This window comes from Aeromonas sp. 600282, assembly GCF_049175755.1.
Lineage (GTDB): Bacteria > Pseudomonadota > Gammaproteobacteria > Enterobacterales > Aeromonadaceae > Aeromonas > Aeromonas veronii_A.
Map to the genome: position 1 here is coordinate 1 of NZ_JAAKVR010000003.1, position 24,237 is coordinate 24,237.

Consider the following 24,237-nt stretch of genomic DNA (forward strand, 5'->3'; position numbering starts at 1 on the left):
CACCACAATAATGGGATACCGCCAGCAAAAGCCGAAGATCGGCCTAACCAAGTGTCCGGATTTAGTTGACCACTACAGTTACAAGGTCGACAAAATAAGTGCGCATGGAATAGAAAGGCGCATAAAAGAGAGGGGGCACCTGCTGGTGCCCCCTCTCTATTTATTCCTCGTCATGCTTGAACCGCCTCTTTCCCCCTTACGCTCATCACACGCGCTCAACCCGGCTCTGCGCCACTGGCCGCCACACCGGATGAACTGGCGGGATCCTGATACTGCTGATAGATGGCATAAAACTCGGCCTTGTTGTGCAGGGCCGCAGCGACACAGGCGGGATCAAACTGGCTGCCGGCATGCTCCTCCAGATAGGCAAACGCCGTCTCGAACGGCCAGGCCTGCTTGTAGGGGCGCTCGCTGGTCAGGGCATCAAAAACATCAGCCACCGTCACGATACGCGCCGCCAGCGGGATCGCCTCCCCCGCCAGGCCCAGCGGATAACCGGTGCCATCAAAACGCTCATGATGGCCTGCGATGATGTTGGTCAGCATATCGGTGTGGTGAATGCCATCGAGGCCAAACTCATTGATCATCAGGCTGATCATCTCTCGCCCCTTGCTGGTGTGAACCTTCATGATCTCGAACTCTTCCGGGGTCAGCTTGCCCGGCTTGAGTAAAATGGCATCCGGCACCGCGATCTTGCCGATGTCGTGCAGCTCGGAGAAGAGGTAGACAAACTCCACCTCCTCGTCGCTCAGCCCGCAAGTCGGGGCCAGCGTCTTGGCGATCAGTCGGGAGTAGGCCGACATCCGATGCAGATGGTTGGCGGTCTCCTCATCCCGATAGCGACTGAACTCACGTGCCGTGGTCAGCGCGCCGCCGAGGGTCTGAATAGAGAAGAACTCCACCGCAATGATGGCGGACAACATCTGGGCATAGGCCGACAGCTCGCTTTGGATCGACTCATCGAAATAGCCCGGCTCCATGGCATCGCAAAACAGAAAACCAAACAGCTTGCTGTTGAACAACAGCGGCTCGGTATAGCTGGAGGCATAGCCCGCCTCCAGCAGCTTGCGGCTGTGTTCCGACGCGGAACCACGCAGGGCATCGAGATTGCCAAGCACCCGGGGGTGCTTGTGCTCCGCCAGATAGCGCAAGGATGGAACATCGCTCAGCTTCACCTCATACTGCACCAGCGGCGAGGGCCCCTCGGTGCTGTGGGCGAAGGTCTTGAGCTGATCGGTATGGGGATCGTAAATCGCAATGGCCACCCGACTCAGCTTGTCAAAACGCTCGCGCAGCGTAGCGTGCAGATTCTGCATTCTTTCGCCAAATGAACTTTCCATTGCCTTCTCCACCGGATCACCATGATGGGAGTATAGGGGTACCCGTGACAGGGTTCCCAGCCACAGACCGCGAAATTGACTAATAAGTCAGCAATGCATATTACCAGTCACAAACCTGTGCAGCAGGGACTGCGCGCCAGTCAGGGCTCCACCATCAGCCGCTATTCGCACGGCCCAATCCTGCCCACTCGGAGATATTGTTCAGTTCTGCCATGCTGGCTGTATAGTTTTTGGTTAACCATTCCGGTAAAATCCGCGCCCTTAAAGAAGAGCCACCTAAGAGTGATTGAGCGATGTCCAACACAAAACAGGCCCCCAAAGTAGGATTCGTCTCCTTGGGTTGCCCCAAAAACCTGGTCGATTCAGAACGCATCCTGACCCAGCTGCGTACCGAAGGGTACGATGTGGTGCCCAGCTATGACGATGCCGAGCTGGTCGTCGTCAACACCTGCGGCTTTATCGACAGCGCGGTGCAAGAGTCGCTGGAAGCGATCGGCGAAGCGCTGGCCGAGAACGGCAAGGTGATCGTCACCGGCTGCCTCGGCGCCAAAGAGAATCAGATCCGCGAGATCCACCCCAAGGTGCTCGAGATCACCGGCCCCCACGCCTATGAAGAGGTGCTGGGCCACGTCCACAAATATGTGGAGAAGCCGCAGCACAACCCCTTCACAAGTCTGGTACCGGCCCACGGCGTCAAGCTGACCCCGCGCCACTACGCCTATCTGAAGATTTCCGAGGGCTGCAACCACCGCTGCACCTTCTGCATCATCCCCTCCATGCGTGGTGATCTGGTGAGCCGCCCCATCGGCGACGTGCTGGCCGAAGCCAAGCGCCTGAAAGAGGCGGGCGTGAAGGAGCTGCTGGTGATCTCCCAGGACACCTCCGCCTACGGCGTCGATGTGAAGCACCGCACCGGTTTCTACGACGGCATGCCGGTCAAGACCAGCATGGTCGCCCTGTGCGAAGAGCTGGCCAAGCTCGACATCTGGGTGCGTCTGCACTACGTCTACCCCTACCCGCACGTGGATGACGTCATCCCGCTGATGCGCGATGGCAAGGTACTGCCCTACCTCGATATTCCGTTGCAGCACGCCAGCCCGCGCATCCTCAAACTGATGAAGCGCCCGGGTACGGTCGAGCGCACCCTGGAGCGGATCCAGAAGTGGCGCGAGATCTGCCCGCAGATCACCCTGCGCTCCACCTTTATCGTCGGCTTCCCGGGCGAGACCGAAGAAGATTTCCAGATGCTGCTGGACTTTATCAACAAGGCAGAGCTGGATCGGGTCGGCTGCTTCAAATACAGCCCGGTCGAAGGGGCGCTGGCCAACGAGCTGCCGGATCCGGTACCGGAAGCGATTCAGGAAGAGCGCTTCCAGCGCTTTATGGAGCTGCAACAGCAGGTCTCCATCCGCAAGCTGGCCCGCAAAGTGGGTCAGGAGATGACCGTCATCATCGACGAAGTGGATGAAGAGGGTGCCACTGGCCGCTCCTTCGCCGATGCACCGGAGATCGACGGTCTGGTCTACCTCAACGGCGAAACCGGCCTCAAGCCGGGGGACATGGTCAAGGTACGGATCGACGAATCCGACGAATATGACCTGTGGGCCAGCCTGATTAGCTAACCCTTGCTGACCACCGCTCAATGAAAAAGCGCCTTCGGGCGCTTTTTTATGCTTCCAGATTGCACTTCTACACCAGTAAGCCCCACTTTGCGGTACAAAACTGGCATATCCGTATGCAAGGGTGTGTAATAGTCGTTTCTGTTTGGCGACGACTCGAAATCCCATGCAACTCAAACCCCTTCTCAAGGGACGCTTTCAGCCCCACTGGCAGGCCAGTCATGATCTTATCGTGCAGGTAGTGCAATCCTGCATCACGGAGCAGCATCTGATCCCCGAGGGGGAGCCCCTGATGCGTCAGGGGGAGCTATTGCGGGATCTGGTGCTGGTACCGGGCGGCCGCATCGCCATGGGCCACACCGCCATGAATGGCCGCCGCTTTCAGCTCGGCACCCTTGAGTGCGACAACCAGCTGTTTGGCGAGATGGAGTTCTTCACCGGCTACCGCTGCCAGCTCGACATCATCGCCGAGGAGCCGCTGGAAGTGGCCCGCATCGATGGCGAGCAGCTGGAGCAGGCGCTGGTCGCCCACCCCAAGGTGGCGCTCTTCTTCGCTACCGCCATCGCCATCGACTATCAGGACACGGTGGATATCTTCACCTGCCGCATGCTCTACCCCATCAGCTACAACATCGCCCTCGACCTCTATCACAGCCACTGTCACCACAACCCGGTGAGCGGCTTTCGCAAGGGGTATCAGGAGGCAGAGCGCTTCGGTACCACCGACCGGGTTTACCGGCGGGCGGTGAAAGAGCTGATGGACAAGGGACTGGTGGAGCGCGGCGAAGAGGGGTTGCAGATCCGCGATCTAGCGGGGCTCAAGGCCTTTCTGGAACAGCCATAACTCGCGGGCATCAGTTGCCGACTGAACAGCAACAAGTGGAACAGCAACAAAAAAGAGGGGCGGTTTATACCGCCCCTCTTGCTGTTTACTCTCCCGCTCAGGCCAGACAAGGCTGGGGCCGGGCCATGCGCAGTGAAGCGACCAGCATGGCGAGGATCACGGCGTAGATAAGCGGGATGGCGTACATCACCGCCTGCAGGCCGATCACCTGCTCGAACATGGCGCTGATGGCCGGGCTGAACATGGCCCCCGCGCTGCCGCTGATGAGGATATAGGAGACGTTCTTGCTCGATGCCTGGCGCACAAACGACACCCCGTAGGCGATAAAGGCATTGTAGAGCGCGGCGCAGACAAAGCCGTAGCCATAGGTGAGGTAAGGCAGATGGCTCAGGCTGTCGGTGGTGACGATGAGCGCCGTCATCCCCATCGCCAAGGTGATGATCACCAGCAGGAAGGTGCGGATCGCAACGCGGGTCACAATGGCGGTGGAGACCAGCGCGCCGAGCAGGGCCGCCGTCCAGTACTGGGTGATGATGTTGCCCGCCTCCTCGAAGGGGATGCCGAACTTATTCTTCACGAACATGGGCGCCCAGGTGAGGAAGGTGTAGAGCGCCAGCATGCCGAGAAAGAGCCCCAGCCCGCCGCTGATGATGCCGAGGTTCCACTCCGAGTGCTCGTTGCCGGCGCTCTCGCCGCCCGCCTCGCAGCTGCGAAAGTTGGTCAACACCGCCACCAGCATGGTTGCCAGCGCCACCACACCCACCGCCAGATAGCTCCAGCTCCACGCCATGGCGTGAGTCAGGGTGTAGGTAGTGATAAGCGGGAAGACCACCCCGGCCACGTTGAAGGTGGCATCCTGCACCACCAGCATGGTGCTCTGCATCCGCGCCTGCCACACGCTCACCACCAGCGTCCCTGCAATGCAGAGCCCCACCCCGCCACACAGGCCAATCACCGTCATGGCCGCCATCACCACATAGAGCGAGCCGGTCAGATGGAGCGAAGCCGCCGCCAGCGCGATCAGGCCGTAGCAGAGCAGGGTCATCCGCTTGAGGCCCACCTTCTCGATGAGGAAGAAGGCGGCAATGGTGCCCGCCAGCGCCCCGCCGTTGAGCAGGGAGAAGATGGAGGCCACCTGATTGACGTCGGCGCCAAACTTGGCGGCGATGGGGTCGATCAGCATGCCGAACTGGGTCGCAAAACCGGCCATCACGAAGTTGGCCAGGAAGCTGATGGCAGTGAGGGAGAGCTTATTGTTCATATTGGATCTCTCATAAGGGTCAGGGTACGGGCAGGGTTGGGCGGGCCGCGGCGCTTACAGCGCGGTGTGCAGCGCCAGCTCGATCATCTGGTTGAAGGAGAGTTGCCGCTCCTCGGCTGTGGTCTCTTCACCGGTCAGGCAGTGGTCGGAGACGGTCAGGATGGCGAGCGCCTCGATCCCCTGCTGATGGGCCAGCCCGTAGAGACCGGCCACCTCCATGTCGATGCCGAGCACGCCGAACTTCTCCAGCGCCGGGATCAGGTTGTCGTCCGGATCGTAATAGAGGTCGCCGGTGAAGATATTGCCCACCTTGACCGGAATCGCCTTCTCCTGCGCCTTGGTAAAGGCCTTGTGCAGCAGGGCGAAGTCGGCCGAGGTGGCCATCTGGTAGCCGGCGCTGCGCTTGGCGTTGGTCGGGGAGTCGGTGCCCGCCGCCTGCGCCAGAATGACGTCACGCATCTGCACGTGGCGCTGGGTCGCCCCCAGACTGCCGATGCGGATGATGCGCTTGACGCCGAAGTCATTCACCAGCTCGTGGGCGTAGAGCACCATGGAGGGGATCCCCATGCCGTGGCCCATCACCGAGATGCGCTGGCCGTTGTAGTAGCCGGTGTAGCCCAGCATGTTGCGCACATTGGTCACCTCGCGCGCGTCGGTCAGAAAGGTCTCGGCGATATAGCGGGCCCGCAGCGGGTCTCCCGGCATGATGACGGTCTCGGCGAAATCGCCCGGGTTGGCATTGATATGAGCGGTCATTGTTGTTGTGCTCCAGTTTGACTCGTGTGGATGAGGGCATCCTAGCCCCCGCCCCCTCGCCCCTTGCAGGACAAAAGTCCTGTTGCCCCGATCGAGATCCCAGTTCCGGCAACTTGTTGTCGCTACATCGCATACCGCATGCTTTTCGACGTTGCTTGCCAAGGCTTGCCCATCACAGCCACCCGCCATTCCCGACCTACCGGCATAAAAAAGCGGGAGGGTAACGGCCCTCCCGCTCGATAGACCCTGCAACTGACGCTGCGGGCCGATGGCATTGTTCACTCTGCCGGTTGACACGCAATGCCAGCCATGGGCTGGCTAGCTCAAATCATGCAGTGCCTTGCCAAGGGGCGGCGTGAGGCGCAGATCCGAAAAACGCACCACCAACCCCTGCCGCTCGGGGGTGCAGCACATCACCCCGATAAAGCAGCGCTCGCCTGGCGGGAACGGAGCGAGCCGCAGCAGTGGCCACACCTCACCATCGGTGGAGTATTGCAGACGCAGACAATCGGCCAGCCGGGTCAGGCGCAGCCAGAAACGGCGCGGATTGCCGCTGAAAATACCGGTGGCCCAGTCAGATCGCTGATTGGTGAGCACGCTGCCGATCATCGGTTGGGCATCGTTGTACTCTATCCCCGCTTTGAGCCAGTGCGCCTCGTCTTGCAGCAACATCAGCCCCGCCTGATCGTAGAGGGTCGTGTACTCCCCTTCGACACAGACCTGAAAGGTAAATTCCCCCTCGACCTCACAGCCATAGAGATGCCCACTGTGGCGCTCGAAACCATACCAGGTGCTGCGCCAAAAATCGGTCTGCTTGTCCGTTACCACCAGCAAGCCGTCGCTTGTTTTGTGCCATTCGGCCGGTTCATTGAGCCAGAACCATTCAAGCCCTTCCCTCATCCTCTTTTGCTCCTGTTCTCGCCATGTTTCCCGTTGTCACCGGCCCATAACACTCGGGCGCGCTCATACTATCGCTGGCCATTCGGCCACGAGCCCCAGCTGCGAGCGGCCAACCAAAGGGACTCCATTGTGTCGCCATCATGACTGGCGAGCAAGCCGTTGGGGCCAACCTTGCAACCGATAGGCGATCGGGCAAGTAAAAGGGGGCCCCTATTGCACGACGATAAGACATCTCGATATGGGCTCGAGTCGACTAACAGGTGGTCGATAGAGGGGACGCTTCAAGCCCGCCAACATCAGATGGCATATCAGGCATCACACGAAACGAAAAAGCCCAAGCAATTTAATTGCTTGGGCTTGGTATGTGGCGGAGAGACAGGGATTCGAACCCTGGGTGGCATTGCTGCCACAATTGATTTCGAGTCAATCCCGTTCGGCCACTCCGGCATCTCTCCGTGGGATGAGATTTTTACCCGAGCTGGACCGAGGATGCAATAAAAATTTCTTAGATATCAAATGGCTGAATCAGCTATCTGGGAGCAGGTTCACAATGCTTCACGCACGGCCTGCGTTGCGAGGCCACTCTTGTATGGCCCTGTATCCACCCGCTCGCACACCTGGCCATTATCCACGTCGTGATATTCCCCCATTGCCATGAGGCGCCTCTTTTTTTTGCTTGGCACTCAAATTTATGGGTGATGCCGATTTTGGCTGGTTTCCTATGTATCCCCAAATCATTGCGGGTGCGCGGCAAGCTGGTAATCATGGGCTGATTGAGGAACAATCGCGCCATCCTGGCGGCTGTGTTGATGATGTTCCGCCCCGATTGAACTGATGGATCTCCTTATGCGATTGCCGAAACTCATGCCCCTCTCCATAACGCCCGCCCTTTCCCTGCTGCTGGCAGCGATCCTGCTCTGCGCCACGCCGGCAGAGGCCAAACGCTACCCGCTGCCACCTGCCGGGAGTCGCCTAATCGGTGAGCTGGAGGATTACATCATCCAGCAGAATGAACATCTGGAGCTGGTTGGCAAAAATACACAAATTGGATTTTTGGCGCTGCTTGAAGCAAATCCGGGTGTAGACCCCTATTTACCCAAGCCGGGCACCCGCTTGACGCTGCCCACCCAGATGCTGCTGCCTGATGTGCCTCGCGAGGGGATCGTCATCAATCTGCCCGAACTGCGCCTCTACTACTTCCCCAAAGGGAAGAACGAGGTCATCGTGCTGCCCATCGGGATTGGCGATATCGGCCGCGAAACACCCGAGATGACCACCACCGTCATCGAGAAGAATCCCAACCCGACCTGGGTTCCCGGCCCCATGGTGCGCAAATCCTGGCTGGAGCAAAAAGGGATCACCCTGCCCGCCGTGGTGCCCCCCGGCCCGGAGAATCCCCTCGGCAAGTTCGCCATGCGCCTTGGCTATGGCAAGCGCGACTACCTGATCCACGGCACCAACAAGGATTTTGGCGTTGGCCTGCGGGTAAGTGCAGGCTGCATCCGGCTGCGACCTGACGATATTGAGGCCCTGTTCAAGATTGTGCCGATCGGCACGCCGGTACGGGTCATCAATCAACCGGTCAAGGTCGCCATCGAACCGGATGGTCGGCGCTGGCTGGAGGTGCACTCCCCGCTCTCCCGCACCGAAGAGGAGCTTGAAAATGGCGCCCCGCTGGTGCTATCTCCGGCCATAGAGAGCTTTATCAGTGCACCTGACGTGATGCAGGATGAGGTGACGGCGGCGCTGGAGAGCAAAAATGGCCTGCCCCGCCCCATCAGCAGCCAACTTGTCAGTGGTTAAGTCACCAGCGCCCGAGTCGCACCGGAGTCACCTTACCTCATGAAATTCCTGCCCCTCCTGCTCCTGTTGGTCTGTCACTCCTTGTGGGCCAAGGACATTCTCTGGATGAACAATGGCGATCGTCTGACCGGCAACATCGAGGAGGTGACCAAACAGTCGGTGCGCATCGCCCTGCCCTACAGCGGCGCAGTCACCGTCCAGCGAGAGGCCATCAAACGCTGGCGTATCGATAAAGAGGACAAACCCAAGGCGACGGCAAAGGGTGGGCTCAAGCTGTTCGAGGATGACCAGGATGAACGCAACGCCTGGCTCTGGACCGGCAGCGGCGATCTCAATGTCAAACTCAAACAGAATGACAAGCAGACCAACAACGTCAACCTCAAGTGGAAAAGCGAGCTGGCCAATCTGGACTGGCGTTACAGCTTCTCCGGTGAATATACCTATGAGACCGCTGACAACGTCACCGACAGCCATGATTATCAGCTCAACCCTACGCTGGACTACTTCTTCAACCAGCAGTGGTTCTTGCGCACCTCACTCGATGCCGAATATGACATGCTGGATAAAGATCGCTATCTCTACATGGACTATGGCTCGGGGCCTGGCTATCGCTTTTGGAACGACAAGCGCCGCCGACTGGAGCTGATGGCCCAAGGGGGGCTAAGTCGGCTCTACTTCCGTGAAGATAGCAAGATCACCGGCGTTTTTCTGGGCGAACGGGTCATAGACTACCCCTTCGCTGGCCTGAACTGGGATTATCGCCAACCTTTCTCCCTCTGGCAGGAGAAAATGGAACTGTTCAGCCAGGGGCGCTATCTGAAATATCTGGCACAACCCTCCCCCTATGTCACCCGTAATCAGGACCTGAAAGGCAGCATAGGGTTGCGCTACTACTTCAATGACCATCTGCGCCTCTCCTGGTCGAGTGAGCTGAATTGGGAAGATGCTGACATCCTTGTCGACACAGGCAGCCCGGAACCCCGCGAGAGCGAATTAAGACACCTGCTCAGCCTTGGCGTCAGTTTCTAGCCCCGGCTCCCCAACACGCAAAGAGGAGCCAATTCGGCTCCTCTTTGCTTTAGGCAGACAGGCTCGCTAGATCAGCCCCCAGGCGGCAATCTGGTAGATCCATACCATCGCCAGCAGGGTGCCGACCAACCCCATGATGACGCCGATGCGCACCATCTGGTGACTCTCCACCAGACCGGTGGCGTGGGCCAGCGCATTGGGCGGGGTACTGATGGGCAGCGACATCCCGAGCGAAACCGAAATGGTGACCGCCAGGATCAGGGTGTGACTACCGCCCCACTCTGCCAGCTCCGGCATACTGACCGCCAGTGCCGCCACCAGTGGCAGCAACAGATTGGCGGTTGCGGTGTTGGACATGAAGTTGGCCATCACCACTGCCAGCAGACAGGCACCAATCAGCACCGCCAGCGTGGAGTATTCGTGGAACGGAATGTGGGTGATGAGCCGCTCGGCCAACCCGGAGTCCTCCAGCGCCAGCCCCAGCGCGATACCACCCGAGACCAGCCAGAGCACATCGAGGGAGATCTTGTGCAGATCGTCCTTGGTGATGATGCCGGTGGTCAGGAACACCGCTACCGGGATCATGGCGACCACGTAGGAGCTCATGCCATGCAGATCCCCCAGCAGCCAGAGCACTATGGTGGTGATAAAGGTGAGGTAGACCACCCAGGCGCGAGGGGTCTGCATAAAGCGCCCCTCAATCTTGAGATCCATCCGCTTGAGGGAACTCGGGAAGAAGCGCCCCAGCAGGAACCAGCCAAGCAGCAACAGCAACACCACAAAGGGCACCGCAAATCCCATCCACTGACCGAACGAGATGGCATGCTCGCCGGTCAGGTATTTGAGGGCCACTGCGTTGGGCGGAGTACCGATGGGAGTGCCGATCCCGCCGAGGTTGGCCGCCAGCGGAATGGCCAGCACAAAGCCGATTTTGGCCGGGTCCTTGTCGGGAAATGCCGCCAGCACAGGGGTAAGGATGGCCAGCATCATGGCGGTGGTGGCGGTATTGCTCATAAACATGGAGAAGGTGGCGGTGATCAACATCAGCCCCAGCATGACGATCCGGGGATCCTGACCAAACGGGCGCAGCAACACCCGCGCCAGATTGACGTCCAGATGGTATTTGGTCGCCGCAATGGCGAGGAAAAAACCGCCGAGAAACAGCATGATGACCGGCGAGGCAAAGGTCGCCATCACCTCGGTGGACTTGAGCAGCTCACCAAACCCCGGTTCGGCCTTGTCGGCAGTCATGAACCAGAGCCCCTTGTCGGAGAGCAGCAGCAGCTCCAGCACGATGATCAGCACCGAGGTGGCGAAGATAGGGATGGGCTCCAGGATCCAGCAGAGGGCGGCCAGCACGAAAATAGCCACGACCCGCTGCTCGATGACGGTGATCCCCTCCAGCGGGATCCAGTGGGTCGGGATCAGCAGGATGGTGAGGCTTAGCAGCAGTGGCAGAATAATCTTGTTATTGATGGGCACTATTGTCTCCAGGATCGGGAGTAAGAAGCCAATAGTGGCATAACATGCTATCGCCTCACGCGGCCAACTCGCCAAAATGAGAGCTGGCTAACTGCACGGCGCACCGTTTTGTGAGTCATATCAAGCTGGGGTCGGCGCGCAATGGCTGACGCCTCAGACCTTGCAACAAACAGGCAAAAAAACGGGCCCGCTGTTCGTTGCACACGACAGCGGGCCCGTTTCACCATTCATACCGATGAGGGGCTCAGAAGTAGATGCGGGTCACCGACTCGATGACGCAACCCGGGCGACGGATCCCTTCGATCTCCACCTTGATCTCTTTGAGCAGCTCCAGCCCACCCTTGATGGGGGTGACCCGGGCCAGCTTGGTGCGGGCGCGGATGTTGCTGTCCACCTTGATGGGGTACGGGAAACGTACCTGATCCAGCCCGAAGTTCACCACCATGCGGGCGGTCGGGAACTCGGGGGTGGCCTCATCGACCGAGCCGGTCAACTGCGGCAGCAGCGCCAGGGTCAGGAAGCCGTGGGCGATGGTGGTCTTGAAAGGCGACTCGGCGGCCGCGCGCTCCGGATCGGTGTGGATCCACTGATGATCCCCGGTCACGGCAGCAAACTGATCGATCATCTGCTGGCTGACGTGCAGCCACTCGCCCACATGGGTCTCTTCACCAATGCGAGCCTGCAGGGCGGCATAGAGCTCGGCAGCCTCGGCTCCCAGCTCCACAGCGGGTTCCTGAGCCACGGCAGGCTGACCGTTGGCCACCCGTGCCACGGTTGCTGCATCCTGTTGCTGCTCGCTCTGGGTCTCGGTTTGCAAGTCCAGTACACGACCCAGCAAAGGGTGAAGATGTGCCTTTTGCTGAAACTCACGCCAGTAGTCGCGGATCGCCGGTGAGAGCCAATCCTTGAGCTCAAAGGGGTGCTGCGCCAAAATTTCGCGCTTGCGCTTCAGAAAATCGACAACTTTCATGTTCCGATCCCTATGTGATTCATTGCCTGTAAAGAGGTCTAACCAGTCCTATTTTATTAAAGTTTCAGCTGTAAGTGCAAAAAAATCTCGGCGTACACCTGTACCAAGGCGGAAGTAACTACTTACACCATGTAAACCAGCACGATCTGCCAATGAGGAAATCGATTGCCAAAGATGCCGCCAGCAGGGGAAATTCGCGGGGCTCATCATGAAAAAGGCCCTCATCGGGCCTTGTGGTGGGGGTCAGCGCGCGCTCGACCAGCCGCTACGCAATCCCTCTTCATCCAGAAAGGACCAGGCGAGGATCCGGCTCACCTTGTTGCCCTGCGCCATGTCGATCACCCGTACCTGACGCGCCCCCACCCGGTTCAACGCCTTTTTCGCCCCCGGCAGATTCTCTTTTTTCGACACCAGCGAGCTGAACCAGAGGCACTGAGTGGCAAACTCCTTGCTCTGGGCGATCATGTTGGCCAGAAACGCCGCCTCGCCCCCTTCACACCAGAGCTCGGCCTTCTGGCCGCCGAAGTTGAGCACAGGGGCGCCTGTCACCTCCTTGCCCAGATTGCGCAGCTTGCGCTCCGTCCCCTTGTTCGCCTCTTCCAGCGACGCATGGAACGGCGGATTGCACAGCGTCAGGGCAAAGCGCTCCTTTGGCCCTATGATGCCGCGAAACACATGGTTGGGGTTTCCCTGCAGGCGACACTCAATCTGATTGCCGAGCCCGTTGCTCTTGGCCAGCAGGGTGGCCGCCTTGACCGAGACCGGATCGATATCCGATCCGACAAAACGCCAGCCATATTCGCGGCAGCCTAGCAGCGGATAGATGCAGTTTGCCCCCACCCCGATATCCAGCACTCTCACCCCCTTGCCGGTAGGGAGCTGGCCTGCGCTCTCGGCCAACAGATCGGCCGCCCAGTGCAGGTAGTCCACCCGTCCCGGGATAGGCGGGCAGAGGTAACCGGTAGGCAAGTCCCAGTGGGCAATCCCGTAGTGATGGGCCAGCAGGGCGCGATTGAGGGACTTCACTGCATCGGGATTGGCAAAATCGATGGTGCGGGTACCGTAGTCATTGATAAATACGTGGACGGCCAACTCGGGAGTTCGCAGGCAGAGCGCCTCAAAGTCGTAACCCGCCTGATGGCGATTACGGGAGTGAAGTCCGGATTTACGGTCGCCCGACTTGGGGCCACCAGCTGATGGGATGCGGGGTTTCATGCTGAGCCTGCCGAAGAAAACGGGCCCACACTATAGTGATTTGACTCGGGAAAGTCTAAACGAGGGCAATAAAAAACCGGGCTATCGAGCCCGGTTCAAGTGAGGTTGGAAAAACAGTCCGTACTGCGAGCCGTTTGTCCAGCCTGACTCAGATATCGATCCGGCGAGCTTGCCAGAACTTGCTGCGCCAGTATTGGCTGTCCAGCTTGGAGCGGGTCACACCGGCTCGAGTCGAGGCGTGAATGAATTCGCCATTCCCGACATAGATACCAACGTGGTTGAGACGACGATTGATTTTGAAGAAGACCAGATCACCTTCGACCAGATCCTGCTTGGAAACGCGCGTCCCTTCGTGAACTTGAGAGCGGGTATCGCGGGGAAGTTCAATACCGACCGCATTGCGAAACACTTCACGGGCGAAGGCGGAACAATCGATACCACGTTCGGTTGTACCACCGTAGCGGTAAGGGGTACCGCGCCACTCTTTGTATACTGTCAGGATTTCATTCACATCGGGTGTCTGGGAAGCTTCCGGTTCAATAACGGGTTCCATCATGGAAACTTCGATCTTGCTCGCGACCTCGGGTTGGGGTGCCGAAGCACAACCCGCCATTCCGAGCGCGACCAGCAGTAGCATCAGGTAGCGCAATCCTTTATCCCCGCAAAATAGTAAATCTTGTTAAAATACGGCCCCAAAGGGCAATTTATAAGGCAACAGCACCCGACTATATCCAAGAATTCTACCGAGGCAAGTGAAAATCCCTATCAAGCTCACATTTTTGCAAGGAAATGCACGATTTTTCATAATTAATGTGATCATGCCCAAACAATATACAATCGCAAAAAGGACCTTTGGCCTCATAGATAACTGGCTTTTATCCCTGCTTCAGCACCTTTTTAAAGTGAAAAATCATGATCGAAACCGATCTTTTTTTGTTAAAACCAGCCAGGGTATGCCAGGCACTGCTTGCTCAATTGCCTGAATGGCTGTCAACCGATGAGCTGCATATCTGGCAAACCATGACCCATCCTGAACGGCGTCAGGAATATCTGGTGAGCCGCGCCCTGCTGCGCCAGCTGTTGTCCGAGAGGCTGCAACGCCCTGCCGCCAGCCTGCAATTTTGCAACGGCCCCCACGGCAAGCCCCAACTGCATGATGATGCTTGGCAGTTCAATCTGAGCCACAGTGGCAGCTGGCTGGTGTTGGCGCTCTGCCCGCAGGGGCAGCTTGGGGTGGATATCGAACTGGGCAAACGGCGGCATCACCCCCTCCCCCTGGCCCGCCGGTTTTATGCACAGAGTGAATATGAGTGGCTCTGCGCGCTGCCTGCTCCAGAGCAGGAGAGTGCCTTCTACCGGCTCTGGTCACGCAAGGAGGCGGTACTGAAAGCCCACGGTGGCGGCATAGCAGCGGGACTGGAGAAGGTGCGGTTTCTCCCGGAGGAAGGGTGGCGACTCGACAACCGGCTCGATGACACCCCTTATCAGGTACAGGATTGGCCCTTTGCCAGCGGCTGGCTCAGTCTCGCGGCGGCAACCCCCGTGACCTTTTACCGGCTTGATGAGCGCTTGAATTGCCAGTCACTCAACCCCATGTTACTCAACACCCTTTCTGAAGAGTCCAACTCATGATCGTCGACATTACTCCCCAGAATTTTCACGCTGAACTGATCGATGCCTCCATGAAGAAGCCGGTCGTCATCTATTTCCATGCTCCGCAGATGCCGGAGTGTCATGGGATGACACCGCTGATCGAATCACTGGTTGGGCCCGCTAATGATCAGGTCACCCTGGCCAAGGTGGATATGAACGATCCCCAGTTGCAACCGCTCGCCAGCCAGCTCGGCCTGCGCGCCCTACCCGCATTGGTGCTGTTCCATCAGGGTCGCCCTGACGAACAGGGGATCATCGAAGGGCCGCAGGATGAAGCCACCCTGCGCCAGTATTTCGCCGCCTTCACCCCCAAAGAAGAGGAAGAGTTGCTGGCCAAGGGGCAACAGGCACTGGCTGACGAGCAGCCCAGCATCGCCTATGCCCATCTGACCAAGGCACACCAGCTGGCCCCTGAACGTCACGACATCAGCCTGTGGCTCATTCAGGCCGCGCTCGACCTCAACCTGCTGGATGAAGCGCAGGAGCGCCTCGGCACCATCCCGATGGTGGCACAGGAAAGTCACTTCCATACCCTGAGCTCACGACTGGCGCTGGCCCTGCAAGCGGCAGACAGCCCGGAACTGCGCGCGCTGGAAGCCCGTCATGCAGAACAGCCTGATGATTTTGGTCTGGCACAAGAACTTGCTGTGCAATACAACCAGGCCGGCCGTCAGGAAGAGGCATTGGAACTGCTGCTGGCGATCCTCAAACGGGACTTGGCATTCGGCGAAGCCAGAAAGACCTATCTCGATATTCTCGCCACTATGGGTAACACACCACAGGCGCAGAGCTACCGTCGCAAACTCTATAGTCTGCTCTACTGATCGGAATCGAACTGGCTGGTAATGATGGGGGAGTGCCGGGAGACCGGCATGACCTCATGGGTCAAGTACGAAGAAGGTACTGTGGGAATAAGGTGCTGTGGGAATAGTGGAGATACTGTGAATTTCAGGCAAAAAAAAATGGCGCAAAACTGCGCCATTTTTTTCGCATGGATTACTTCTTGTAGGAAGTAGCCATGTTGTCGATGCGCTGGTTAGCACGCATAGCTTCTTGCTTGGCTTCGGCAACATCAGCAGCGATTTTGGACTGATCAGCACGAACTGCGCTAACATCTTGAGCCAGTTGGTCAACTTTGTTAGACAGATTCTGAACGGAAGTTTCCAGTTCGCTGGTGTTTGCACAACCGCCCAGCAGAGCGGACAGACCAACAACACCTACCAACAACAATTTTTTCATTTTTAAAGCTCCCTTGAACTCGCCAGACGTTTAGCAAGCGGCGTGATTATGGCACAAAAAAATCCTACTTTGCATAGTCCCCACCACAGATAAATGCATTAAAACCCTCATTTTTTTTTGAATGAACAGTTTTTGTCCAGATTCGTCTAAAAAATGAGTGTCGTGTGGTGGGGGCACGGACAAAGGTTAACCAAATTTTTGCCTTATTACAATTTCGTATGAGGCTCAGGCTGTACGTTCTGACAACAATTGACGATATTGCACCAGATCCTCGATGGTCAGCACCGGCATTTGGTGCTTGCGACCGAACGCAACCAGGTCTGGCAGACGCGCCATCGAGCCATCTTCTTTGGTCAATTCACACAACACACCAAACGGTTTGAGGCCAGCCAGCTGCATCAGATCGACCGTCGCTTCGGTATGACCACGGCGGGTAAGCACCCCACCGGTTCGCGCCCGCAGCGGGAAAACATGACCCGGGCGATGCAGATCACCCGGTTTGGCGCCGTCAGCGATAGCCGCGCGGATGGTGGTGATGCGATCAGCCGCCGAGACACCGGTCGTGACCCCCTGCGCCGCTTCGATGGTCACGGTAAAGGCGGTCTGGTAGTGGCTGGAGTTGGCCTCCACCATCATCGGCAGTTCGAGCTGGCGAACCCGCTCGTCGGGCAGGCAGAGGCAGACGATGCCGGAGCACTCGCGGATCATCATCGCCATCTGTTCATTGGTCATGGATTCGGCGGCGAAAATGAGGTCGCCCTCGTTCTCCCGATCTTCATCGTCGGCCACCAGCACGCCGCCTCCGGCACGCAAGGCAGACAGAGCCGCTTCGACACGGGCAACGGGATCACCGAATTCACTGAGTAGAGACTGATTCATGGTAAAACTCCTAAACAAGACAAGGACCAGAATCAGGGCATGGAAAGGCAGACAGAGACGGGCATGCAGCGGCCAGCCCACAAGGGCCAACACGGCAAGGTCTGTCTTATCCTCTTTCATCCGGACTATGACCGTCGGCTCCGGCATCTCACCGGATCTGCTGACCCCGACCCGGCAATCAGCCAAGTCGGGCGCTCGCGGGCTCCCCGAGTCAATCGGGATACCGCCGGTGGGGAATTGCACCCCGCCCTGAGAATAAGCGCAGACAGCCTAAAGAAAAACGGTTGCAGATACCAGCCAAAATCCCCCGCAGGCTGAAAAGCGTTTCAACATTGCGCCCGGGATCCCGCTCTGCGGCCCGCTCGCCAGCACGAAAGACCATGACTGGCGAATTTCTTTATGGCGCGGATCGGTTTATGGCATAGTTCCCGAAACAAAAAAACAGGGCCCGAAAAGAGAGCCTGAACAACGCTGCCGGCGCAGACAGCAGCGCCAACACCACAAACGGAAAATGACAGAGATGGAAAAGAAAATACTGCTCACGGATTGCCCGGATGCCAAAGGGCTCATCGCCAAGATCACCAACATCTGCTACAAGCACCAGCTCAACATCATCAAGAACGATGAGTTTGTGGATCACGAGAATGGCCGCTTCTTTATGCGTACCGAGCTGGAGGGACGCTTCAACGACGAGACCCTGCTGGCCGACCTCGATGATGCCCTGCCCACCGGTGCCCAGCGCCGTCTGGTCAAGGCGGGCAAGAAGCGCATCGTCATCCTGGTGACCAAAGAGACCCACTGCCTCGGCGATATTCTGATGAAGAACTACGCGGGCGCGCTGGATATGGATATCGTCGCGGTGATCGGCAACTACGACACCCTGGCCGAGCTCACCGGCAAGTTCGATATCCCGTTCCACACCGTCAGTCACGAGGGTCTGAGCCGGACAGAGCATGAGGAGCAGGTTCGCGCCATCATCGACAGCTATGAGCCTGACTATGTGATCCTGGCCAAGTACATGCGGGTGCTGACCCCGAGCTTCGTCGAGGCCTACCCGCGCAAGATCCTCAACATCCACCACTCCTTCCTACCCGCCTTCATCGGTGCCCGCCCCTACCGGCAGGCGTTTGATCGCGGCGTCAAGCTGATCGGCGCCACCGCCCACTTCGTGACCGACGATCTGGATGAAGGCCCCATCGTCGAACAGGACGTGATCCACGTCGGTCATGCCTTCAGTGCGGACGACATGGCCAAGGCGGGTCGGGATGTGGAGAAATCGGTGCTGAGCCGCGCGCTGGAGCTGGTACTGAACGAGCGGGTGTTCGTCTACGGCAACAAGACGGTGGTCTTCAAGTAATTCGCCCACACGGCCCATATGCAAACGCCAGAAACAACAACGGCTCCCGCGGGAGCCGTTGTTGTTTCTGCGCCGAGTGTCAGAGCGGCAGATCGTTTACCGTCACCGCGCCCTTCTCCAGCTTCAGCTCGGAGGTCAGCGCTTGCTTGTCGGCCTTCAGATAACCCATCAGGGTCAGCTGATCGAGCATGGGGGCCAGTTGCGGCACCGCCTTGCCCAGCTTGTCGCTGAGGCTGGCATGCAGCACGCCGGAGAGGGCCTGCATTCCCGCGTCGCTGTTGAACAGCTGCTCCAGCGAAGTGGAGGCCAGCTTCACGTCCCCCTTCATGGTCACCGCCTCACCGTTGAGCTTGGCGCTGAGATCGGCCAGTTCAAGGGTCGCGCCACGTTTGAGCATCTTGTCCAGCGCCTGCTGGATAGCGGCATCTTCAACTCCCTTGCCACCGGCGGCCTGCAGCCCCTGATACCCTTCCAGATCCAGACCGTTGAGGTTGAGCGCCAACTTGCTGTCGGTCACCGCCAGGGTGTCAGTCTCGTTCTCCAGATCCAGCTTGGCAATTTTCATCTGATAGCTGCTGGAGAGGGTCTGGGCATCATCACCGGTCAGCTGAGTCTCGGTAATCATCCCCTGCAGGGCAACCTTGACGCTGTCAGGCAGTTGTACCGTGAGGGCCGAGAGGGTCATCTCGCTCTGGGGCGAGAGGAGCACACCGCTGATCTCGGCAATGTCGGCACTCCCTTTCAGATCGGCAAGCACCAAGTCCATCTTGCTCTGCTCTTCATGGACCGTCATCCCCTGCCAGGTCATGGTGAGGTGACCATTCCCCTCCAGATTGCCGTGGAACTCGCCGCTCAGGGGCAGGAAGCTGAACTCGTCCAGCCCCTGTTTTACCTTGAATTCATTGGCCCAGAAACGGCTGCTGTTACCCTGGGTCCAGAGACTGGTGACCGACTCCAGACCGAGTTCCCACTGCTCCATGCCCAGTGCGGTGAAAACCGGCGCTAGCGTGCCATTATGGGTATCGAGCAGGAGGTAGCTCTTGATGTAGAGCGGCAGGATCTGGCTCTTGACCACCAGTTGCAACTCGATGGACTGACTGCCCTCCAGCTCGCTGTCAATGGCAACCAGCTCCTCCGGCGTCACCACGACCTTCAGGACCCCGTCACGGGTGAAGAGGCTGCTGCTACTCGGCTGCCACTGCATATCGATACCGGTCTCTTGCTCTACCTTGGCGATCTGCTCCGCCATGATGTTGTCGAAGCTGTTGCCCGTGTACCAACACGCAGCCAGACCACCACCTACCAGTGCCGCACCCACGGCGAGGGCCACTATCTTTTTCATATATCCATGTGTCTCCAGGGAGTTGTCACTGCACTCTACGGGGCGGACTCGGGGCTAGGCAAGTCCAATCAGATGGCGAGTCCACTTTCTTGCGGCTCGCCACAACATCACAGCAAGGGGCTGAAGAGATAGAAGATGTTCTCCATCGCCTTCTTGTACCAGGGGCGGGCCTGCCATTGGGCCAGGGTCATCGGGGTGGCTTCCGCCATATAGCCCTGTACCAGCCGGGTCATCTGGGCCACGAACGAGGGGTTATCCACCAGCAGGGTCACCTCGAAGTTGAGCCAGAGGCTGCGCCGATCCAGATTGACCGTCCCCACCAGCGCGAAGTCATCATCCACCAGCACGCTCTTGGTATGGAGCAGACCGGCATCGTAGCGGTAGATCTCCACCCCGGCCGCCAGCAGCTCCTCCATAAAGGCGTTGCAGGCGTAATTGGCCATGATGGAGTCGTTGCGTGCCGGCAACACCAGCTGCACCTGCACCCCGCGCGCCGCCGCCGAACTGAGTGCGGCCGCCAGCGGATCGTCGGGCACAAAGTAAGGGGTCGTCAGCACCAGATGGCTGCGCGCCTGATAGATGGCCAGCAGCAGGCTCTGCTGGATGCAGTCGCCGCCGACGAAGGGGCCGGACGGGATCAGCTGGGCGCGGTAGTTGGTCTGGGGCCAGGCTTCCGGCTCATGCTGCAGACTGTCGAGCAGCCGCTCGCCGGTCTCCATCTCCCAGTCCCAGACAAAGATCGACCACATCAGCGGCACCATGGGCCCCTGCACCCGGATCATGATGTCGACCCACTGGCCGACCCCGGCATCCTGCTTGAAAAAACGGGGATCCACCATGTTCATGGAGCCGGTATAGCCGACCTTGTCATCGATCACCACCAACTTGCGGTGCATTCGCAAATCCTGCCGCTGGAACGGAATGCGCCAGGCGCCGACCGGCAGCACCTCCACCAGCTTGACCCCCGCCTTGCGCAGCTTTTTCGGCCACCCGGAGCGGAAGAAGTGCTTGCTGCCCACCGAATCGAGCAACAAACGACAATCCACGCCGCACAGCGCGACTTCCATCAGTGCTTCACACACCTCGTCGGCATCACCGCCGGGGTGCCAGATATAGAACTCCAGATAGCATGAGAGCGTCGAGCGGCGAATATCCTGAGCAATCTCATGCAGGATCTGGTCGGGTTGGCTGAGCAGAGTCATCCGGTTACCGGAGAGCATGGGCATGGCCAACCGCCCCTGGATCAGATCGTGCAATGGTTGGGCCTTTTCCCCCACCTCGCAGCAATGCTGGGGGAAAAGGCGGGCCAACTGACGAATCCAGATAGCGTAAGGGCGATACATGGCCTGTGCCCGCTCGGCGCGGCGGCGCCCCAACTTGATTTCACCAAACAGCAAGTAAAAGCCGACGCCGGCAAACGGAATGGCGTAGATCAGCGCCAGCCAGGCCAGCGACACCCCGATGGGGCGGCGTTTCATCACTACCCGAAACGACACACCCGCGACGATAACGGTATGAAAAAGCAGTAGCAGCCAGCCCAGAAAGCGGGAGAACAGCAGGTGGAGATCATGTTCCAGACCGTTTAGCAACGGTAACTCCTTTTCATCAACAAACAGTGGTCGGCAGATCCTGCCAGTCAGGAATGGTATGCTGTAAGGCAAATCCATTCTATCAGGTTGCCCCCATGATTCTGCAATCCATGCTGCTCAGCCTGGCCATGCTAGGTCAAGGCTCATATGACATCAATGAGCAGCAGATCAATCAGTACCTGCAATCCCAGGTGCAAGTCGACAAACAGCTGGAGCTGCCCGGCATCATAAAGGCCCATGTGAAGCTGGAGCAGAGCGATGTCCAGATTGGCCGTCAACAGCCAGACACCGCCCGAGTCTATGGCAAGGGCAAGCTCAAGATCGCCCTGCCCGACAATACCGAATATGACGCCCGCCTGCAGATGACCTATGAGGCAAGACCCCGCTATGACAAGAGCCAGAGCGCGCTGTTTCTCGACAACATGAAACTGGTGGAGTACAAGCTGGAACCGGAGGCGGCAGAGAGAAAGTTCGGCATGATGCTCGGTATGCTGCTGCAGAGCATGGAGAAGCGTCTTGAGAGCAAACCGGTTTACCGACTGGATGACAAGGATCCGCAACAAGCCTGGCTGAAAGAAAACCTGCTGGGGCTGGAGCTGTCACCGGGCAAAATCCACCTGCTGACCAGACCCCGCTAGCCCGCTCAATTCAGGAGGGGCTGGCTGGTATCCCGTACCAGCAGCTCCACCTGATAACCCTGCTGCTGCTGTTGCTCATAAAGGGAGAAGAGTGACCCGCTCAATTGGTTGAGGGAGATATCGGCAAAACCGGCCTTGAGATAGAAGGGTTTCTCGAAAGGCAGTACCTGACAGACTACCGGTTTGTCCTCCAGACCGTGACAGGCGTGCTGCAACAGCCGTGAACCCAATCCCAGCGACTGGTAGTGAGGCAACAGACGAAAGCCGCACAGATGATAAAACTCCTCCTCGTCCCGCAACCGAACCGCCCCCACCAGCCAGTGAGCATCACGTACGACAAAGACCCGCTCTGCCAGATCCGGCACATAGTGGGAAAAAGTCGTCTCGTAATAATCCTTGATGAGAGAGAGATCGGCGTCACAGTACTCCTCGAAGATGAGTTCCATCGCCAGCATTCCTGACACAAAAAATTCCTTTATAATCAGTAGATAAGATAGATTGAAACTAACTAGCCAGACCAGCTTACACCAGCAAGATAGCATGCCTTTTATTAACAAAAAAGCGAGCATGCTGGAGCACTTCCCTAAGACGCTTATGACCATTAGCTACCGGAAAATTCCACCTTTTGGCGCCTCTCCTGGCCATACTCCGGCATCCCCCCGTCCCTCGGTCAAATCCCCCCTCCACTTCACAACTCCCTGTTTGTACGCTTGTTCTGCACTCGCCATGGTGCTTTACTCAACATGATGATCCAGGGAAGGAGTGTGACGGTTGAAAGCATGGATGCTGGCAGGCCAGATGGTGTTGATCCCCTTGAGTGGATGGAGCCAGACGCCCCCTCCCGCGGAGGTGGTCTTCCTGACCGCAGCCCCCTCTCCCTTGCGCCCGGTCAATCATGCTGCGCCCGCCCCACAACCCGAAACCACTCAAACAGCGGCAACCGCCGCTGGCGGCAAGAAGCAGATCCAGGTCTATAAATCGGTGCAGCAAAACGGGGTAGTACGTTACTCCGATATGGCGCCCGAACAGGGCCATTACGAACTGCTGCTGTTCAACGACTGCTTCGCCTGCGACCCCATATCCAGCGTCAACTGGCAGACCACAGGACTGTTTCTCTATGACTATGCCAGCACCATCAAGGCAGCAGCAAAGACCTATCAGGTTGAGCCTGCGCTGATCCGAGCGCTCATTCACGCCGAATCGGCTTTCAATCCACTGGCGGTCTCCCGCAAGGGGGCGATGGGGCTGACCCAGCTAATGCCTGCTACGGCGCGGGAGCTGGGGGTCGGCAATGCCCTGCTGGCGGAGCAGAATATCTTCGGCGGGGTGAAATACCTAGCGGGACTGCTCAAGCAGTATGACGGCAACATTGCGCTGGCGACCGCGGCCTACAACGCCGGGGCGGGCGCAGTACAAAAACATGGCGGCATCCCACCCTATGCGGAAACGCGCGCTTATGTGGAGCGCGTCCAGTTGCTCCATCAGCGCTACAAAGAGATGCTGCAGGCCAAGGGACTCTGACGTTTGGCTTGGTGAGTTCTCTTATCTCACTCCTCCAGAAACAAAAAACACGCCCTCAGGCGTGTCGATACCACACTTTGTTTCGCAAATGATTACTTCTGCTCCGTCGCCACCAGGCGATAAGCCAGCGCACCCAGAATGGCACCGACAATCGGGGCAACCCAGAACAACCACAGCTGGCTGACCGCCCAGTCACCGACAAACAGCGCAACGCCGGTACTGCGGGCCGGGTTGACCGAGGTATTGGTCACCGGAATGCTCACCAGATGGATCAGGGTCAGGCACAGGCCGATGGCAACCGGAGCAAGCACAGCTGGCGCACGGCTGTCGGTAGCGCCCATGATGACGAACAGGAAGAAGCCGGTCATCACAGCTTCGCACACCAGTGCCGCCATCATGCTGTAGCCGCCCGGAGAGTGCTCACCGTAGCCGTTGGAGGCAAAGCCGGCGGAGAGATCAAAACCGGCCTGACCGCTGGCAATCACGTAAAGCACGGCAGCGGCGGCAATGCCACCCAGCACTTGCGCCACGATATAAGGCAGTACACCGGATGCCGGAAAACGACCACCCGCCCACAGACCGATGGTGACGGCCGGGTTGAGATGGCAACCGGAGATATGGCCGATGGCATAGGCCATGGTCAGCACGGTCAGGCCGAATGCCAGCGATACGCCCAAGAGGCCGATCCCCACATGGGGGAAGGCTGCAGCCAGCACGGCACTGCCACAACCTCCCAATACCAGCCAGAAGGTTCCCAAAAACTCTGCTGCAACAGGTTTCACTGTATGTCTCCCGATAAG

Annotated in this window: 23 protein-coding genes, 1 tRNA gene and 1 riboswitch; of the genes, 9 read left to right on the top strand and 15 right to left on the bottom strand. The window is 58.5% G+C overall.

From position 1 onward, the window contains the following. Window positions 1-215: 215 nt before the first annotated feature. A complete protein-coding gene (locus tag G5137_RS04405; RefSeq protein WP_227340941.1) occupies window positions 216-1,340 on the bottom strand; it encodes an HD domain-containing phosphohydrolase in 1,125 nt (374 codons plus the stop codon). Window positions 1,341-1,633: 293 nt separating this feature from the next. Here G5137_RS04405 and rimO point away from each other — a divergent pair, with 293 nt between their 5' ends. Both rimO and G5137_RS04415 read left to right on the top strand, forming a co-directional pair. Continuing rightward, complete coding sequence (gene rimO / locus G5137_RS04410; RefSeq protein ID WP_421254997.1) at window positions 1,634-2,962, top strand: 30S ribosomal protein S12 methylthiotransferase RimO; 1,329 nt, start codon at window positions 1,634-1,636, stop codon at window positions 2,960-2,962. A 163-nt stretch (window positions 2,963-3,125) separates the two neighbouring features. After that, window positions 3,126-3,803 (top strand): Crp/Fnr family transcriptional regulator, encoded by a 678-nt coding sequence (locus G5137_RS04415; RefSeq protein ID WP_421254998.1) that lies wholly within the window; start codon window positions 3,126-3,128, stop codon window positions 3,801-3,803. A 97-nt stretch (window positions 3,804-3,900) separates the two neighbouring features. On the opposite strand, the gene tsgA is transcribed toward G5137_RS04415, so the two are convergent. The 4 genes from tsgA to G5137_RS04435 all read right to left on the bottom strand — a co-directional run bounded on the left by tsgA (window position 3,901) and on the right by G5137_RS04435 (window position 7,175). Beyond that, window positions 3,901-5,064 (bottom strand): MFS transporter TsgA, encoded by a 1,164-nt coding sequence (gene tsgA / locus G5137_RS04420; RefSeq protein WP_421254999.1) that lies wholly within the window; start codon window positions 5,062-5,064, stop codon window positions 3,901-3,903. A 54-nt stretch (window positions 5,065-5,118) separates the two neighbouring features. Beyond that, window positions 5,119-5,820, bottom strand: coding sequence for a purine-nucleoside phosphorylase (gene deoD / locus G5137_RS04425; protein ID WP_017780915.1), 702 nt, complete (start codon window positions 5,818-5,820; stop codon window positions 5,119-5,121). Window positions 5,821-6,138: 318 nt separating this feature from the next. Further along, complete coding sequence (locus G5137_RS04430; RefSeq protein WP_421255000.1) at window positions 6,139-6,720, bottom strand: DUF1349 domain-containing protein; 582 nt, start codon at window positions 6,718-6,720, stop codon at window positions 6,139-6,141. Window positions 6,721-7,085: 365 nt separating this feature from the next. Further along, window positions 7,086-7,175, bottom strand: a tRNA-Ser gene (locus G5137_RS04435). A 391-nt stretch (window positions 7,176-7,566) separates the two neighbouring features. On the opposite strand from G5137_RS04435, the gene G5137_RS04440 reads away from it, so the two are divergent. Together G5137_RS04440 and G5137_RS04445 are read left to right on the top strand one after the other, a co-directional pair. After that, window positions 7,567-8,523, top strand: a complete 957-nt coding sequence (locus G5137_RS04440) for a L,D-transpeptidase family protein (protein ID WP_346213374.1) — start codon at window positions 7,567-7,569, stop codon at window positions 8,521-8,523. Window positions 8,524-8,562: 39 nt separating this feature from the next. Next, on the top strand, window positions 8,563-9,552 hold the full coding sequence (locus G5137_RS04445) for a DUF481 domain-containing protein (RefSeq protein ID WP_421172008.1): 990 nt from the start codon (window positions 8,563-8,565) through the stop codon (window positions 9,550-9,552). Window positions 9,553-9,618: 66 nt separating this feature from the next. Here G5137_RS04445 and G5137_RS04450 read toward each other — a convergent pair whose 3' ends face one another. From G5137_RS04450 to G5137_RS04465, 4 genes are all read right to left on the bottom strand, one after another. After that, window positions 9,619-11,034 (bottom strand): SLC13 family permease, encoded by a 1,416-nt coding sequence (locus tag G5137_RS04450; protein WP_204481267.1) that lies wholly within the window; start codon window positions 11,032-11,034, stop codon window positions 9,619-9,621. A 244-nt stretch (window positions 11,035-11,278) separates the two neighbouring features. Continuing rightward, the gene (locus G5137_RS04455; protein WP_204483864.1) at window positions 11,279-12,004 is read right to left on the bottom strand and encodes a MaoC family dehydratase; all 726 of its coding nucleotides are present in this window, start codon (window positions 12,002-12,004) and stop codon (window positions 11,279-11,281) included. 243 nt (window positions 12,005-12,247) lie between these two features. Beyond that, window positions 12,248-13,219, bottom strand: coding sequence for a 23S rRNA (adenine(1618)-N(6))-methyltransferase RlmF (gene rlmF / locus G5137_RS04460; protein WP_421255001.1), 972 nt, complete (start codon window positions 13,217-13,219; stop codon window positions 12,248-12,250). A gap of 148 nt (window positions 13,220-13,367) precedes the next feature. Then, the gene (locus G5137_RS04465) at window positions 13,368-13,856 is read right to left on the bottom strand and encodes a C40 family peptidase (RefSeq protein WP_421172010.1); all 489 of its coding nucleotides are present in this window, start codon (window positions 13,854-13,856) and stop codon (window positions 13,368-13,370) included. Window positions 13,857-14,131: 275 nt separating this feature from the next. Here G5137_RS04465 and G5137_RS04470 point away from each other — a divergent pair, with 275 nt between their 5' ends. Together G5137_RS04470 and G5137_RS04475 are read left to right on the top strand one after the other, a co-directional pair. Further along, window positions 14,132-14,851 carry a 4'-phosphopantetheinyl transferase family protein gene (locus G5137_RS04470; RefSeq protein ID WP_158112381.1) on the top strand — a complete coding sequence of 240 codons (720 nt, stop codon included), beginning with the start codon at window positions 14,132-14,134 and terminating at the stop codon, window positions 14,849-14,851. Beyond that, window positions 14,848-15,696 carry a tetratricopeptide repeat protein gene (locus G5137_RS04475; protein ID WP_421255002.1) on the top strand — a complete coding sequence of 283 codons (849 nt, stop codon included), beginning with the start codon at window positions 14,848-14,850 and terminating at the stop codon, window positions 15,694-15,696. Before G5137_RS04470 ends, G5137_RS04475 begins: the two co-directional genes overlap by 4 nt. A gap of 172 nt (window positions 15,697-15,868) precedes the next feature. Here G5137_RS04475 and G5137_RS04480 read toward each other — a convergent pair whose 3' ends face one another. Further along, entirely contained in the window at window positions 15,869-16,111 is a 243-nt protein-coding gene (locus G5137_RS04480) for an Lpp/OprI family alanine-zipper lipoprotein (RefSeq protein WP_005334342.1), read from the bottom strand. A 225-nt stretch (window positions 16,112-16,336) separates the two neighbouring features. Beyond that, on the bottom strand, window positions 16,337-16,990 hold the full coding sequence (gene ribB / locus G5137_RS04485) for a 3,4-dihydroxy-2-butanone-4-phosphate synthase (protein WP_100654777.1): 654 nt from the start codon (window positions 16,988-16,990) through the stop codon (window positions 16,337-16,339). A gap of 104 nt (window positions 16,991-17,094) precedes the next feature. Continuing rightward, a riboswitch (FMN riboswitch) is annotated at window positions 17,095-17,251 on the bottom strand. Window positions 17,252-17,510: 259 nt separating this feature from the next. Here ribB and purU point away from each other — a divergent pair. After that, window positions 17,511-18,347 (top strand): formyltetrahydrofolate deformylase, encoded by an 837-nt coding sequence (gene purU, locus G5137_RS04490; RefSeq protein WP_005344188.1) that lies wholly within the window; start codon window positions 17,511-17,513, stop codon window positions 18,345-18,347. A gap of 79 nt (window positions 18,348-18,426) precedes the next feature. Here purU and G5137_RS04495 read toward each other — a convergent pair whose 3' ends face one another. After that, window positions 18,427-19,689: a DUF945 family protein gene (locus tag G5137_RS04495; RefSeq protein WP_421255003.1), complete on the bottom strand. Its 1,263-nt coding sequence runs from the start codon at window positions 19,687-19,689 to the stop codon at window positions 18,427-18,429. Between the two features lie 107 nt (window positions 19,690-19,796). Then, complete coding sequence (gene cls, locus G5137_RS04500; RefSeq protein ID WP_421205839.1) at window positions 19,797-21,278, bottom strand: cardiolipin synthase; 1,482 nt, start codon at window positions 21,276-21,278, stop codon at window positions 19,797-19,799. Between the two features lie 95 nt (window positions 21,279-21,373). Between cls and G5137_RS04505 the strand changes: the two genes are divergently transcribed. Beyond that, a complete protein-coding gene (locus G5137_RS04505) occupies window positions 21,374-21,916 on the top strand; it encodes a DUF1439 domain-containing protein (RefSeq protein WP_005344183.1) in 543 nt (180 codons plus the stop codon). 5 nt (window positions 21,917-21,921) lie between these two features. Here the strand turns inward: G5137_RS04505 and G5137_RS04510 are convergent, their stop codons facing one another. Further along, window positions 21,922-22,362, bottom strand: coding sequence for a GNAT family N-acetyltransferase (locus G5137_RS04510; protein WP_266134531.1), 441 nt, complete (start codon window positions 22,360-22,362; stop codon window positions 21,922-21,924). 325 nt (window positions 22,363-22,687) lie between these two features. Here G5137_RS04510 and G5137_RS04515 point away from each other — a divergent pair, with 325 nt between their 5' ends. Further along, on the top strand, window positions 22,688-23,437 hold the full coding sequence (locus tag G5137_RS04515) for a lytic transglycosylase domain-containing protein (protein WP_421255004.1): 750 nt from the start codon (window positions 22,688-22,690) through the stop codon (window positions 23,435-23,437). A 92-nt stretch (window positions 23,438-23,529) separates the two neighbouring features. Here G5137_RS04515 and aqpZ read toward each other — a convergent pair whose 3' ends face one another. Then, entirely contained in the window at window positions 23,530-24,219 is a 690-nt protein-coding gene (aqpZ, locus tag G5137_RS04520) for an aquaporin Z (protein ID WP_421205840.1), read from the bottom strand. Window positions 24,220-24,237 lie beyond the last annotated feature (18 nt).